Below are 14418 nucleotides of genomic sequence, written 5' to 3' on the forward strand. Positions count from 1 at the left end.
TCAGTGCGAAACGACTTCCGAGTCGTTGAAGAAGTACTTGATCTCGTTCGCGGCGTTCTCGAGCGAGTCCGAACCATGGACCGCGTTGGCGTCGATGGACTCGGCGAAGTCGGCGCGGATCGTGCCCGCGGCGGCTTCCTTCGGATTGGTGGCGCCCATCAGGTCACGGTTCTTGAGGACCGCGCCTTCGCCTTCCAGGGCCTGGATCATGACCGGGCCGGAGATCATGAAGTCGACCAGGGCGCCGAAGAACGGACGCTCCTTGTGGACGGCGTAGAAGCCTTCGGCCTCTTCGCGGGTCAGCTGCTTCAGCTTCGCGGCGACGATCTTGAGACCGGCCTTTTCGAAGCGGGTCAGGATTTCACCGATGACGTTCTTCTTGACGGCGTCGGGCTTGATGATCGAAAGGGTGCGCTCCAGCGCCATACGTTTGCTCCGGGGAATGGGAAAAGGGTGAACGAGTCTGCCAGCGTCCGCGGGGACGCCCGGTGAAAGTTTGGGGCCAAAGCCGTCAGGAATGACTGACTTAGCTCACGAAATCTTGACAGATTCTAGCTCAATCGCAAGCCGTTTGCAGGCCTCCGGCGTCATGTGCGTTCGCACATTGACCCTTTCGCGGACCCGGGCGTATTCTCAAACGATCGTTTGATTCAAACCTGCCGCCTCGGAGTCCGCCGACATGACCAGCGCACCCTACGCGTCCCGCGAGCGGACCACCAAGGAACGCATCCTGGGTGCCGCCGAGGCCCTGTTCGCCACGCATGGCTTCGCCGGGGCGTCGCTGCGCCAGGTGACGGCTGCCGCCCGGGTCAATCTGGCCGCGGTCAACTACCACTTCGGTTCGAAGGACAAGCTGATCGAGGAAGTGTTCCGCCGCCGGCTGGACGAGCTGAACAGCCGGCGCCTGGCGGCACTGGCCAGGGTGGCTGGCAAGGCCGGGACGTCCCTGGAGGACATCCTCGACGCCTACATCAGGCCGGCTCTGGACCTGTCCCGGAACGACGGGGGCGGCGCCGCCTTCGTCCGCGTACTGGCCCGGGCCTATGCCGAGCACAACGAGACGCTGCGCCGGTTCCTTTCCGAGAACTACGGCCACGTGCTGCGGCAGTTCGCCGCCGAGTTCGGCCGACTGCTCCCTGGTCTCGCCAAGGAGGAGATTTACTGGCGCCTCGACATCGTCACCGGCGCGCTGACCTATGCGATGGCCGATTTCGGAATCATCCAGCGCAAGAACGACGTGGACGAACGCGACCACCGGGAGAGCGCCGCCGAGCACCTCATCCGCTTCGCCGCCGCCGGCCTGCGAAGCCCCACCGTTTCGAACTCCACGGCCACGCGCTGACCGTGGACGAATCCCAAGTACCACCGGAGATCATCATGACCGCAACACCGTTACGCATTCGCAAGGCCGCGGTACTCGGCGCCGGCGTCATGGGCGCGCAGATTGCCGCTCACCTGACGAACGCCAACGTTGAAACCGTGCTGTTCGACCTGCCCGCGAAGGAAGGTCCGAAGAGCGGCATCGCCCTCAAGGCGATCGCCAACCTGGCCAAGCTGTCGCCCGCCCCGCTGGCGGAGAAAACGCTTGGCGCCGCGATCATCCCGGCGAACTACGAGGACGATCTGGCCCAGCTGGCCGACGTGGACCTGGTGATCGAAGCGATCGCCGAGCGCATGGACTGGAAGCTCGACCTGTATCAGAAGATCGCCCCGCACGTGTCGAAGACCGCCGTGCTGGCGTCCAACACGTCGGGCCTGTCGATCAACGGGCTGGCCGAGGCGCTGCCCGAAGAGATGCGCCACCGCTTCACGGGTGTGCATTTCTTCAACCCGCCGCGTTACATGCATCTGGTCGAGCTGATCCCGACCAGACTGACCGACAAGGGCGTACTGGAAGGCCTCGAAGCCTTTCTGACCACGACGCTGGGCAAGGGCGTCGTCTACGCCAAGGACACCCCGAACTTCATCGGCAACCGCATCGGCGTGTTCTCGATGCTGTCGACCATGCACCACACTGAACAGTTCGGCCTGGGCTTCGACACCGTCGACGCGCTGACCGGCCCGGCCATCGGCCGCCCGAAGAGCGCCACCTTCCGCACCGCGGACGTCGTCGGCCTCGACACACTGGCGCACGTGGTCAAGACCATGGGCGACACGCTCCCGGACGATCCGTGGCACTCGTATTTCCAGCCGCCGGTCTGGCTCAAAGGTCTGATCGACAAGGGCGCGCTCGGCCAGAAGACCGGCGCGGGTTTCTACCGCAAGGCCGGTAAGGACATCGTGGTGCTCGACCTGCAGAAGCAGGACTATCGCCCGTCCGAGCAGAAGGCCTCCGACGAGGTCTCGGCCATTCTGGCCATCAAGGATCCCGCCGAGAAGTTCGCCCGGTTGCGCGCGTCGCAGGATCCGCAGGCCCAGTTCCTCTGGGCGGTGTTCCGCGATCTCTTCCATTACACCGCCTTCCACCTGGCCGATATCGCCGAGACGGCGCGTGACGTCGATTTCGCCATCCGCTGGGGTTACGGCTGGAAGCTCGGTCCCTTCGAGCTCTGGCAGGCCGCCGGCTGGCAGCAGATCGCCGGCTGGATCGCCGAAGACATCGCCGCCGGCAAGACCATGAGCAGCGCACCCCTGCCCGCCTGGGTCACCGACGGTCGGGCCGGCGTGCACGGCAAGGCCGGCTCGTACTCGGCCAGTGCCAACGCGGAGAAGCCGCGTTCCTCGCACCCGGTCTACGCGCGCCAGGCCTTCCCGGATCCGATCCTGGGCGAGAAATTCGACCATGGCACCACGGTCTGGGAGAACGACAGCGTGCGCCTGTGGCACTCGGGCGACGACATCGGCGTGATCTCGTTCAAGACCAAGATGCATACGGTCAACGATCACGTGCTCGACGGCATCCAGCATGCGATCGGCCTGGCGGAGCAGCAGTTTCGCGGCGTCGTGCTGTGGCAGCCGTCCGAGCCGTTCTCGGCCGGTGCGGACCTCAAGGGCGCGCTGGGCCTCTTGCAAGCCGGCAAGCTGGCTCAGTTCGAAGCCATGGTGGCGAACTTCCAGGCCACCAGCATGCGCATCAAGTATTCGCTGGTGCCGGTGATCGCGGCCGTTCGCGGCCTGGCCCTCGGTGGAGGCTGCGAGTTCCAGATGCATTCGGCGCGTACGGTCGCGGCGCTGGAAAGCTATATCGGTCTGGTCGAAGCCGGCGTGGGCCTGCTGCCCGCTGGCGGTGGCCTGAAGGAGTTCGCCGTGCGCGCCGCGCAGGCCAACCCGGAAGACCCGTTCGAGTTCCTGAAGAAGATTTTCGAGACCGTGGCGATGGCCAAGGTCTCGACCAGCGCACTCGAAGCCAAATCCATGGGTCTCCTGCGCAAGGACGACATCGTGGTCTTCAATTCGTACGAGGTGCTGCACGTGGCCAAGGCCCAGGCGGTCGCCCTGGCCGAGTCCGGCTATCGCCCGCCCATGCCCGGCCGCGCCATCCCGGTCGGCGGCGACGTCGCCACGGCCACGTTCAAAGCCTCGCTCGCGAATCTCGCCGAAGGCTATTTCGCCTCGCCGCATGACATCGACATCGCCAGCCGCATCGCCGACACCCTGGCGGGCGGCAAGATCGAGCGTGGCTCGCTGGTCGATGAGACGTGGCTGCTCGCGCTCGAGCGTCGCCACTTCGTCGAACTGGCACAGACCGAAAAGACCCAGGCCCGCATCGCGCACACGATGACGACGGGGAAGCCGCTGAGTAACTGACGCGCTTCGCGCTCTTACGCATCCGACTTCACCACTTAAAGGAACCAATCATGAGCAAGCAAGTGCAAGACGCGTACATCGTCGCCGCCACCCGCACCCCGGTGGGCAAGGCGCCGCGCGGCGTGTTCCGCAATACCCGCCCCGACGACCTGCTCGCGCATGTCATCCGCGCCGTCATCGAGCAGGCCCCGGGCATCGACCCCGCCCTGATCGCCGACGCCGTCATCGGCAACGCGATGCCGGAAGCCGAGCAAGGCATGAACGTCGCACGCATCGGCGTGCTGCTGGCGGGCCTGCCGGAGCAGGTCCCGGGCGTCACCATCAACCGCTTCTGCTCGTCCGGCGTGCAGGCCATCGCGATGGCGGCCGACCGCATCCGCCTGGGTGAGGCCGACCTGATGCTCGCCGGCGGTACCGAGTCGATGAGCATGGTGCCGATGATGGGCAACAAGATCGCCATGAATCCGGCGATCTTCGACAACGACGAAAACCGCGCCATCGCGTTCGGCATGGGCATCACGGCCGAGAAGGTCGCCGAGCGCTGGAAGGTCAGCCGCGAGGATCAGGACCGCTTCGCCCTGCAGTCGCACGAGCGTGCCTTCGCGGCGATCGCCGCCGGTGAGTTCAGGGACGAGATCACCCCGTTCCAGCTCGACGACCGCTACCCCGACCTGAAGAACCACAGCGTTCGCGAAGACCGTCGCGTCATCGACACCGACGAAGGTCCGCGCAAGGACACGACGCTGGAGGTGCTCGGCAAGCTGCGTCCGGTGTTCCGCAACGGCCAGTTCGGCGGCTCGGTCACCGCGGGCAACTCCTCGCAGATGTCCGACGGTGCCGGCGCCCTGCTGATCGCCAGCGAGAAGGCGATCAAGGACCACGGTCTGACCCCGCTTGCGCGCTTCGTCGGTTTCTCCGTCGCCGGTGTGGCGCCCGAAGTCATGGGCATCGGCCCGAAGGAAGCGATTCCCAAGGCACTCAAGCAGACCGGCATCACCCAGGATCAGCTCGACTGGATCGAACTGAACGAGGCCTTCGCGGCGCAGGCGCTCGCGGTCATCCGCGATCTCGGCCTCGATCCGTCGAAGGTCAATCCGCTGGGCGGCGCCATCGCGCTGGGCCACCCGCTGGGCGCTACCGGCGCCATCCGCGCCGCCACGCTGATCCACGGCCTCCGCCGCCGGAAACAGAAATACGGCATGGTGACGATGTGCATCGGCACGGGCATGGGTGCCGCCGGCATCTTCGAATCGCTGTGAGGTGAGGCGGTGTCCGGCGGGGATCAGGCCAGCCTGGCCCCGTTCGGCACCGCCCGCTCCGTCGTCGTGATCACCACGCCCTCATCGGTATGAAATCCGGTCAACAGGAACTGCGACCGGAACGGCCCGATCTGCTTCTCGGGGAAATTGATCACCCCGACGATCTGCTTGCCCACCAGCTCCTCGGCCGCATAGATCGCGGCGACCTGCGCACTGGTCTTTCGTTCGCCGTGCTCACCGAAGTCCGCCCAGATCTTGTAGGCCGGGCGCCGTGCCTCGGGAAAGGCCTCCGCGCGCACGATGGTGCCTGCGACGAGCATGACCTTCTCGAAGTCGGCCCAGCTGATTTCCTCGCTCATGTCATCCTTCCAGTCGCGACTTGAACCAGTCGCGGAATTCATGATTCCAGTACGTCCCCTGAGCCGCAAGATAACCGAACGGGCGATGCACGGGATCCAGACCGAAGTCCGCGTAGGCCGCGAGGGACGTGTCTCCGCCGGCGATCGCATCGGCCAGCGCTTCGCCCGCCGCGCAGGTTGGTGCCAGCCCATGGCCTCCGAATGCCTGTGCGTACCAGAGTCCGTTGCCGTGAGTGCCGACCTGGGGCATCTCATGGCGTGCATAGCTCATCAGGCCCGACCAGGCTTTCTCGATCCGCGCATCTTTCAGGGACGGGAAGACGCGTGCCAGATCGCGCCTGAGCAATCGCTGCACGGCGCGCGGCGACCGGTCGCGCACCGAGATGCGACCGCCCCAGAGCAGCCGCGTGTCCGTCAGGGGACGGTAATAATCGAAGGCGAAGCGTGTGTCGTAGATCGCCGCGCGCGTCCGCATGCACGCACCCAGGCTTTCGCCCAGCGGCTCCGTCACCATCACATACGTCGCAATGGGAAGCACGGCGCGGTCTATGTCGCGATCCAGCCCGGCCAGATAGCCGCCGCAGGCCAGGACGACGTTCGGCGTTTCGATTTCCGCATCGCCCACGCGCAGCGTCCAGCGTGGTCCGCGACGCTCAAGCATGCGCACCCGCGATCCCTCGTGGATGGTGACTCCTGCGCTCTCGGCGGCGCGCGCCAGTCCGCGCGCATAAGCCAGCGGGTCGATGTGCAGGGCGTTCCGCTCGTACAGACCATCGTGATAGCGAGCGCTGTGAACGAACTCGTGCATGGCGTTCGCGGGTATCCACTGCCAGTCGGCCCCGTACTCCCGCGCGAGCAGTTCCTGGCGCGCACGCAGCAGGCCGGCATCGCGGAACCAGTTCGCCCAGACCACCCCGGCGTCGACCATGTCGCAGTCGATGGTCAGCGTGGAGATGCGCTCGCGAATGAGGTTCACGGCATCCACCGTGCGGCCGTAGAGCTGTCTTGCACGGCCGGGGCCGGCACGTTCCAGCAGCGCGCGCTCACCCAGTGAGTAACCGGCGAAGACGAAGCCACCATTGCGGCCGGACGCGCCGAAACCGATGGTCTCCGCGTCGAGCAACACGATGTCGCGCACGCCCCGCGCGGCGAGACCGAGGACGGTATTCAGCCCGGCAAAGCCGCCGCCAACGACCACGACGGCCGCCTCGCGCCTGCCCTGCGGCGGCGGCCGGCGTTCGGGTGCGGGGACCCGGTCGTGGTACCACGACGGCATGGGCGGCGATCCGGTGACGAAAGAGCGCAGTTGTACGACAGTGCGGGCCACGACGGGAAGTACCCGAAGACACCGGAGTATGATTCAGTGACTTCTCATACGACGCCCGGCCATGAGTCTGCTCCCCCCGATCGACCTTCAGCGATGGATCGACGACAACCGCGCGCTGCTCAAGCCGCCAGTCGGCAACAAATGCATCGTCGATGGCGATTTCATCATCATGATCGTCGGTGGCCCGAACGCGCGCACCGATTACCACTACGACGAGGGCCCGGAGTTCTTCTATCAGCTCGAAGGCGAGATGGTCCTGAAGGTGCAGGACGAAGGTCGGGCACGCGACATACCGATCCGTGCCGGCGAAGTCTTCTACCTGCCCGCGAGAGTCCCGCATTCACCGCAACGCATGCCCGATTCGGTAGGCCTCGTCGTCGAGCGGCGGCGGCTGGCGGGTGAACGGGACGGATTGATGTGGTTCTGCGAAAACTGCAACCACAAGCTGTTCGAGACCTATTTCCCTTTGGACAGCATCGAGAACGACTTCCCGCCCGTCTTCGAACGCTTCTACCGGTCGGTCGAGGCGCGCACGTGCACCGAGTGCGGCACTCTGCATCCGGCACCGGCGAAATACAAGGACTGAGGCCCCGCGCTACGACATCAGCGTATCGCGCATGACGAGCCACTTGGCCGCCATGCGTCGCAAGGACACATCCGCTTCCGGATCCGCCGCGATATCGGCGACCGGACGCCACGCCAGCGCGAGTGCTTCCTCGTTGACGACGAACGTCTCGTCGCCGCGCGCGACCACCACGTAACGCACGTCATGGTGCCAGTGCTCCGGCTCGTGCCCCCGTGCGGGGATGCGATGGGTATCGACGTCGAAGATGACGGGATGAACCTCGAGATCCCGCAGTCCGGTCTCTTCCCGCGCTTCGCGAAGGGCGACCTCGGCCAGGTCGGGATCGCCATCGGCATGACCACCCGGCTGAAGCCAGCGGCCGAGCTTGCGATGCAGCATGAGCAGAACGCGCTCGCCGTCGCCGCTGACCAGCCATGCGGAGCCGGTGAAGTGCCCGGCCAACGTCTCGCGATGGAATGGCTGCTCGCTATCGCGTAACCAGGCGACACATCGCTCCACATCCGGTTCGGCTGGCCATCGCTCGCCATAGTGACGAAAAGCATCGAGCAAGGCGTGGCGTTCGGCGTGCATGCGGACCCTTCGGTGGCGGTCGAGCTGAGCATTCTCGCACGACATTTTAAGACTAATCCGATGTTTTTCAGGGGACGTGGCCGCCTAGGATGGGTCCATGCGCACGACGCGCATGGCAGTTCAGCCCAGCAAGGAATCGCAGCATGCGCTACATCCCCAACGTCACCGCCCTCTTACTCGCCCTGACGATACCGCCAGCCTTCGCCGCACAGGCGTCGCCGGAGCAGGAATCGCCCCGCTTTACCGGCCCGCTCGTGACGCCCGCCGTCAACACGATGCCGATGGGGATGCTCAACATCGAGCCTTACCTCATCCATACGAATACGCGAGGCAGCTACGACAACACCGGCCACCGCCGCGAGCAGCATCCGATGTACCGCCAATGGCAGGTCGCCGTTCCCATGACGTACGCCCTGACCGACAGCAGTGCGGTTCAGCTCACGCTGAACGCCTCGCGCACGTCCGGCGGCGGACGGCACACCGACGGTCTTCGCATGGGCGACTCCGTACTGCGCGTGCAACAGCGCCTGATCGCCCCCGCGGCTGACGGCACCGGCCTGGTGCTGGCCCTGGCGGTGGCGCAGCGCTTCGTCACCGGCAAATACCAGCGACTGGACACCAATCCGCTGAATGCGACGGGCAACGGCGCCGCGCGAACCACGCTGAGCCTCGGCGCGCAGCAGCTGCACTGGCTGCCGAACCACCACGCCTTGCGCTGGCGCGGGCAACTCGCCTGGAGCCCGTCGCCGGGGCACGTCAAGGTTCACGACAGCAGCGTTTATGGTACCGCCGAAGGATTTCGCGGCCGGGCACGCGTCGGGCAGGCCTGGAACGCGACCCTTGCCGCCGAATATGTCCTCGACACGCGCTGGGGCCTGGTCGGCGAAGCGATCTGGAATCGCGCGAGTGCGGTGTCCGTCAGCGGTCGGTCGCGCCACGGGCAGACGACCCGCCATCGTGTCGCAGCATCCCATGACATCAGCCTCGCCCCGGCGGTGGAGTACCACTTCAGCCCCACGGTGGGGCTCATCGCAGGCGTCCAGTTCACCGTCGCGGGCCGCAACGCCGGCGACTACGTGGCACCGCAGGCCGCGCTGAACATGGTTTTCTGAGAAAGCAGCACCGCGCCATGCACAACCGCCGTAAGTCATGCTCGACATCCGCACCCTGTCCGTGCAGGGCCTTGGCACGCCCCGCATCGCAGCTTGTACGGCCAATGCCCGCTGGGCTATGGTGCCGTGCCAGCGCTTTAAGACAGCGGCGTGTCCACCGTGAGTCACGCGGCGGTCCCAATAATAAAAGGCTACATTCCGGTAGTAGGGGAGACACATGTTGAAACACCTGTTCGCGACGCATCCGATCGAGGCCGCGCCGCACGTAGACGCCGGTGAGCACATCAGCACCAGCGCCCACGGAAATAACGAGCTGAAGCGCGTACTCACCGCGAAGCACCTGATCCTTCTCGGTGTCGGCGCCGTCATCGGTGCAGGTATCTTCGTCATCACCGGCCAGGCCGCCGCGCTTCACGCGGGTCCCGCACTGGTCATCAGCTTCCTTATCGCCGGTTTCGCCTGCGCCCTTGCAGGCCTCTGCTACGCCGAATTCGCGGCCATGCTCCCGGTCTCGGGCAGCGCCTACTCCTATTCCTATGCCACGCTCGGCGAGTACGTCGCCTGGTTCGTCGGCTGGAATCTCGTCCTCGAATACCTGTTCGCCGCCGCGACGGTCGCCGCGGGCTGGTCAGGCTATTTCAACGAACTGCTCGGCATGGTCGGCCAGTTCACCGGCAGCAATCTCGCCCTGCCCGCCGCGCTCGCGTCGGCGCCGTACCAGTTCGTCGAGGGGCATATCCAGGCGACCGGCACCCTGATCAACCTCCCCGCGGTCTGCATCATCGCGGCGCTGTCGGGCCTGTGCTACGTCGGTATCACTCAGTCGGCCTTCGTCAACTCGATCATCGTGGCGATCAAGGTCACCGTGATCCTGCTGTTCCTCGCTTTCGCCATCCAGGTGATCAACCCGTCCAACTGGCATCCGTTCATCCCGGAAGCGGAAGGCCCGGGTACCTACGGCTGGGGCGGCATCTTCCGCGCCGCGACCATCGTGTTCTTCTCCTATGTCGGCTTCGATGCGGTCTCCACCGCCGCCGGCGAAGCGAAGAACCCGCAGCGCGACATGCCGATCGGCATTCTCGGCTCGCTCGCCATCTGCACGGTGCTGTACATCGCCGTCGCGCTGGTCCTGACCGGTATCGCCCCGTTCCGCATGCTCAACACGCCGGAGCCGGTCGCCACCGCGCTTGGTCTGTATCCGCATCTGTCCTGGTTGAAAGCGCTGGTCATCCTCGGTGCGATCACCGGCCTGTCCTCGGTCATCCTCGTGATGCTCATGGGCCTGCCGCGCATCTTCTTCTCGATGGCGAAGGACGGCCTGCTTCCGCAGACCATGGCCAAGGTCCACCCGAAGTTCCGCACGCCGTATATCGGCACGATCATCGTGGGCGTCGCCGCGGCCGCCATGGCCGGTCTGTTCCCCGTCAGCGTGCTCGGCGAACTTGTCTCCATGGGTACCCTGCTCGCCTTCGCCACCGTCTGCATCGGCGTGCTCATCCTGCGTTACACCCGTCCGGAGCTGAAGCGCAGCTTCCGCGTTCCGTTCGTCTGGCCGATCTGCATCATCGGCGCCCTCGCCTGCGTCTACCTGTTCTGGCAGGCGTTTGAAGAACACTGGCGGCTGATGTGCGGCTGGATCGTCATCGGCCAGCTGATCTACTTCGGCTACGGTTACGCACACAGCAAGTTGCGCAAGTCGCTCTCCTGATCGACACGCGCACGTGACAAGGCCGGCGGGCTCCCGCCGGCCTTTCCGTTTGCGGCTATTCTCTTAACGTCTTTTCTTTCCGGGCCGCCCATGCTCAAGCAGTTACTCGCCAAGAAAGCCCCTCAGGCTGAACCCGACGACGCGCACGGCCCCGCCCTGCGCCGCACCCTTGGCCCCTGGGGTTTGACCGCGCTGGGCATCGGCGCGGTCATCGGCGGCGGCATCTTCGTCATTACCGGCGTCGCCGCGGCGGAGCACGCAGGCCCGGCGATCATCATCTCCTTCATCCTCGCGGCCATCTGCAGCACGTTCACCGCGCTGTGCTATGCCGAGTTCGCCTCGATGATTCCCGTTTCCGGTAGTGCGTACTCCTACGCGTACGCCACCCTCGGCGAAGGTGCCGCCTGGTTCATCGGCTGGAACCTCGTCCTCGAATATGGCGTCTCGGCGTCCGCCGTCGCAGTCAGCTGGACGGGCTATTTCGTCAGCTTGCTCGACCACGTCGGCATTCATATCCCGACCGTCCTGACCAACGCGCCGCTCGATTACGTCGATGGCCACCTGGTCACCACCGGCGCCCTGTTCAATCTTCCGGCCGTAGGTATCGTGCTGGCTCTGACCTGGCTCTGCTACGTCGGCATCCGCGAGTCCGCCGGCATCAACATGGCGATGGTGCTGCTGAAGACCGCCCTGATCATCACCGTGATCGTGGTCGGCGCACAGCACATCGATACCGCCAACTGGCACCCGTTCATCCCTGAGAACCAGGGAGAGAACAAGTACGGCTGGTCCGGTATCCTGCGCGGCGCCTCCATGGTGTTCTTCGCCTACATCGGCTTCGAGGCGACCTCGACGGCGGCGCAGGAATCCAAGAACCCGCAGCGCGACATGCCTATCAGCACCCTCGCCTCGCTCGGCATCTGCACGGTGCTGTACATCGCCATGGCCGCCGTGCTGACCGGCCTCGTCCCGTTCACCGAGCTCGGAACGTCCGAGCCGGTCGTCACCGCCATCCGCAACCATCCGGAACTCGGCTGGTTGCGCGGCGTGGTCGAAGTGGGCGCCCTCATCGGCTTGTCCTCGGTGGTGCTGGTCATGGTCATCGCCCAGCCACGCATCTTCATGATCATGGGTCGCGACGGGCTGCTGCCGAAGGTGTTCACCACCGTGCACCCGAAGTACCGCACGCCGCACCTCAACACGGTGATCACGGGCGTCGGTATCGCGTTGCTCGCCGCCGTCTTCCCGTTGAACGTTCTCGGCGACCTGACCTCGATGGGCACGCTCATCGCCTTCTGTGCCGTGTGTGGCGGCGTCCTGATCCTGCGCTTCACCGCACCGGGGCTCCCGCGTACTTTCCGTGTGCCCTGGGTCTGGTTCACCTGCCTCGCCGGCATCGCCAGCTGTATCGCCCTGCTGTTCTACATGAGCTGGTACAACTGGGCGCTGATGGGCGCGTGGACCCTGATCGGCATGGCCATCTATGGCGCGTACGGGTATCGCCACAGCCGGCTGAAGCACGGCTCCTCACGCGTGTAAGCCGCTAACAAAAATCTTACAGAAAGTATTAGGTTTTCGTTATAAGGTCTTGTTTTGCGACGAGATAGGCAGAAATTGGCCTGTCATTTAACTGCCATTGGCAGCCTGCGGCGGGAGGGGAGTATGATCCTCAGTCCGCGGGTAAATCACTTGGCAGTGGGCCCCGGATTGCCGCCCAGCGCGTCAGGCGGGTCAGCTCCTCGGCCTGACGCGCTTGGGCTGCATTTTGCGATTCCCATGATTTCATGGGCTGGAAAGGCCGGCTGTGGAGCTGGCCTTTTTCTTTGGTTGGGCTCGGGAAAGCGGTCCGTCCGGCCCACCACAAAAAAAGCGCCCGAAGGCGCTTTTCCCTTTTCCACCGTCAGGCCGGAATCACATCATCGCGGCGTGCGAAACGCACCAGCCCTTGGCGGCCACGGCCTTGCCGGGGAACAGCTGGCATGGGCCCCATGCGGCGCCGGCCTTTCCGCTGTAGAAGTTACAGTTCATGCAGGCGTCCTTCGGATCCTTCTTGCCAGCGGCCTTGCTGCCGTCCTCGACGTATTTCAGCGCCGAAGCCGTCGGGTCGCTCGTGGCGAGGTGCGGCAGGTCCTGCGCGTTCGCGAAACGCGGCACCGTCCCGAGGACCGCCGCAGCGGCCACGCCGCCAGCGGCGGCCTTGAGGAAGCGGCGGCGCCCCTCCATATTCTTATCGTCTTGCGACATTGGTTAACCTCCGTCGATAAAGCAACCTGCGGGCCAGATGGCTCGCACCCAGTTGAAGCGTACGCGATTTGCCAAAATAGCAGTGGTTCGCATTCCGCTCCGCGACGTCTGGTCGCAGCAGACCGGAAAAAAAGTCCGCCTTGGCGTGCGTGATACACTTCATACCCGTTTGGACGTCCAAATCTCCATGTCGAAGACCCTGTCCCACCTCGATCCCGCCCTGCTCGCCGAGCGCGCCGACGCCATCGCCGATGCGGCACGCGAGCTTGCGGCCTTCGGCTGGACTCCGGCGACCAGCAGCAACTTCTCGATGCGGATCGACGACGAGCTCGCCGCCATAACGATTTCCGGCCGCGACAAGGGTCGGCTGGGACGCGACGACATCATGGTCGTCGACATGGATGGCAAGGCCGTCGGCTCGGACAACCGACCTTCCGCCGAGACCGGACTCCATACGCAGGTGTATCGCCGTTTTCCCGAAGCCAACGTCGTGCTGCACACGCATTCGCGAACGCAGAGCGTCTGCTCGCGCCTGTTTGCAGATGAGGGCCGGGTGCGCCTCGAAGGCTGGGAGCTGCAGAAGGCCATCACGGGCTACACCACGCATGAAAGCGTGCTCGACATCCCCGTTTTCCCCAATACCCAGCACATGCCGGAGCTCGAAGCCTGTGTGGACGCCTGGATCGACTCCGGCAAGCCGCTGCATGCCTACCTGATCAACGGGCACGGCATCTACACGTGGGGTCGGGACATGGCCGAGACGCGCCGTCACCTTGAGGCACTCGAATTTCTGCTGGGCTGCGAACTCGACCTGAGGAGGCTAACCCCATGAGCCGTCTGCGCATCTACGAAGACAACAAGCACGAAGCGCCGGTCGCGGTGCTCGAGAATCATGCCGACATCGCAGCGGCGCTCCATGCGGTCGGCGTGCGCTTCGAGCAGTGGGAAGCCGGCCAGCCAATCGCCCCGGGTGCGACGCAGGACGAAGTCATCGCCGCCTACCGCACCGACATTGATCGGCTGATGGCGGAGAACGGCTATCGGTCGGTCGATGTCATCAGCCTCAAACCCGATCACCCCGATCGTGCCGCGTTCCGCCAGAAGTTCCTCAACGAGCACACGCACAGCGAAGACGAAGTACGCTTCTTCGTCGCGGGTGCCGGTCAGTTCACCCTGCATCTCGACGGCAAGGTGTACGAGGTGCTTTGCGAAAAGGGCGACCTGATCGGCGTACCGGATGGCACGCCTCACTGGTTCGACATGAGCGAGTCGCCCTACTTCGTGGCTATTCGCCTGTTCACCAACACCGAGGGCTGGGTGGCGAACTTCACCGGAACGGATATCGCGGAGCGCTTCCCGCGCATGAACCCGCACGCTTCCGCCGGGCAGACCAGCGAAGCCTGAGCCCCGAACGCTTCGGGCCTCAGGTGGCGCGCACGACGTCCCTCACCACCTCGCGGATGACCTCCGCGAGGTGGTGGCTGGGGTCGGATACCCTGTCTTAGC

Annotated in this window: 14 protein-coding genes; 9 read left to right on the plus strand and 5 right to left on the minus strand. The window is 65.1% G+C overall.

The genetic code is table 11. The annotated features are described in order from the left end of the window. Entirely contained in the window at nucleotides 1-426 is a 426-nt protein-coding gene (gene ndk / locus FA87_RS09520) for a nucleoside-diphosphate kinase (RefSeq protein ID WP_036112989.1), read from the minus strand. Nucleotides 427-679: 253 nt separating this feature from the next. Between ndk and FA87_RS09525 the strand changes: the two genes are divergently transcribed. From FA87_RS09525 to FA87_RS09535, 3 genes are read left to right on the plus strand one after another with little or no spacing between them, the layout of a single operon-like run. Next, the gene (locus tag FA87_RS09525) at nucleotides 680-1342 is read left to right on the plus strand and encodes a TetR/AcrR family transcriptional regulator (protein WP_036112986.1); all 663 of its coding nucleotides are present in this window, start codon (nucleotides 680-682) and stop codon (nucleotides 1340-1342) included. A 35-nt stretch (nucleotides 1343-1377) separates the two neighbouring features. Next, nucleotides 1378-3747, plus strand: coding sequence for a 3-hydroxyacyl-CoA dehydrogenase/enoyl-CoA hydratase family protein (locus FA87_RS09530; RefSeq protein ID WP_043694130.1), 2370 nt, complete (start codon nucleotides 1378-1380; stop codon nucleotides 3745-3747). Nucleotides 3748-3797: 50 nt separating this feature from the next. Then, complete coding sequence (locus FA87_RS09535; protein WP_043694133.1) at nucleotides 3798-5006, plus strand: acetyl-CoA C-acyltransferase; 1209 nt, start codon at nucleotides 3798-3800, stop codon at nucleotides 5004-5006. 23 nt (nucleotides 5007-5029) lie between these two features. Here FA87_RS09535 and FA87_RS09540 read toward each other — a convergent pair whose 3' ends face one another. Next, a complete protein-coding gene (locus tag FA87_RS09540; RefSeq protein WP_043694136.1) occupies nucleotides 5030-5365 on the minus strand; it encodes a tRNA-binding protein in 336 nt (111 codons plus the stop codon). Nucleotide 5366: 1 nt separating this feature from the next. Next, on the minus strand, nucleotides 5367-6692 hold the full coding sequence (locus FA87_RS09545) for an FAD-binding oxidoreductase (protein WP_342633152.1): 1326 nt from the start codon (nucleotides 6690-6692) through the stop codon (nucleotides 5367-5369). Nucleotides 6693-6753: 61 nt separating this feature from the next. Here FA87_RS09545 and FA87_RS09550 point away from each other — a divergent pair, with 61 nt between their 5' ends. Continuing rightward, nucleotides 6754-7278, plus strand: coding sequence for a 3-hydroxyanthranilate 3,4-dioxygenase (locus FA87_RS09550; protein ID WP_043694141.1), 525 nt, complete (start codon nucleotides 6754-6756; stop codon nucleotides 7276-7278). 9 nt (nucleotides 7279-7287) lie between these two features. Here the strand turns inward: FA87_RS09550 and FA87_RS09555 are convergent, their stop codons facing one another. Next, nucleotides 7288-7848 carry an NUDIX hydrolase gene (locus tag FA87_RS09555; protein ID WP_052191261.1) on the minus strand — a complete coding sequence of 187 codons (561 nt, stop codon included), beginning with the start codon at nucleotides 7846-7848 and terminating at the stop codon, nucleotides 7288-7290. Nucleotides 7849-7991: 143 nt separating this feature from the next. On the opposite strand from FA87_RS09555, the gene FA87_RS09560 reads away from it, so the two are divergent. From FA87_RS09560 to FA87_RS09570, 3 genes are all read left to right on the plus strand, one after another. Further along, a complete protein-coding gene (locus FA87_RS09560; RefSeq protein WP_043694143.1) occupies nucleotides 7992-8960 on the plus strand; it encodes a hypothetical protein in 969 nt (322 codons plus the stop codon). 217 nt (nucleotides 8961-9177) lie between these two features. Next, nucleotides 9178-10668 carry an amino acid permease gene (locus FA87_RS09565; protein ID WP_043694144.1) on the plus strand — a complete coding sequence of 497 codons (1491 nt, stop codon included), beginning with the start codon at nucleotides 9178-9180 and terminating at the stop codon, nucleotides 10666-10668. A 90-nt stretch (nucleotides 10669-10758) separates the two neighbouring features. Continuing rightward, the gene (locus FA87_RS09570) at nucleotides 10759-12207 is read left to right on the plus strand and encodes an amino acid permease (protein WP_043694146.1); all 1449 of its coding nucleotides are present in this window, start codon (nucleotides 10759-10761) and stop codon (nucleotides 12205-12207) included. 372 nt (nucleotides 12208-12579) lie between these two features. Here the strand turns inward: FA87_RS09570 and FA87_RS09575 are convergent, their stop codons facing one another. Next, on the minus strand, nucleotides 12580-12912 hold the full coding sequence (locus tag FA87_RS09575) for a high-potential iron-sulfur protein (RefSeq protein ID WP_036112961.1): 333 nt from the start codon (nucleotides 12910-12912) through the stop codon (nucleotides 12580-12582). 187 nt (nucleotides 12913-13099) lie between these two features. On the opposite strand from FA87_RS09575, the gene FA87_RS09580 reads away from it, so the two are divergent. Beyond that, nucleotides 13100-13744 carry a methylthioribulose 1-phosphate dehydratase gene (locus FA87_RS09580; protein ID WP_043697805.1) on the plus strand — a complete coding sequence of 215 codons (645 nt, stop codon included), beginning with the start codon at nucleotides 13100-13102 and terminating at the stop codon, nucleotides 13742-13744. Continuing rightward, on the plus strand, nucleotides 13741-14316 hold the full coding sequence (locus tag FA87_RS09585) for an acireductone dioxygenase (RefSeq protein WP_043694149.1): 576 nt from the start codon (nucleotides 13741-13743) through the stop codon (nucleotides 14314-14316). Before FA87_RS09580 ends, FA87_RS09585 begins: the two co-directional genes overlap by 4 nt. Nucleotides 14317-14418 lie beyond the last annotated feature (102 nt).

It is taken from the genome of Luteibacter sp. 9133 (genome assembly GCF_000800155.1).
Classification (GTDB): domain Bacteria; phylum Pseudomonadota; class Gammaproteobacteria; order Xanthomonadales; family Rhodanobacteraceae; genus Luteibacter; species Luteibacter mycovicinus.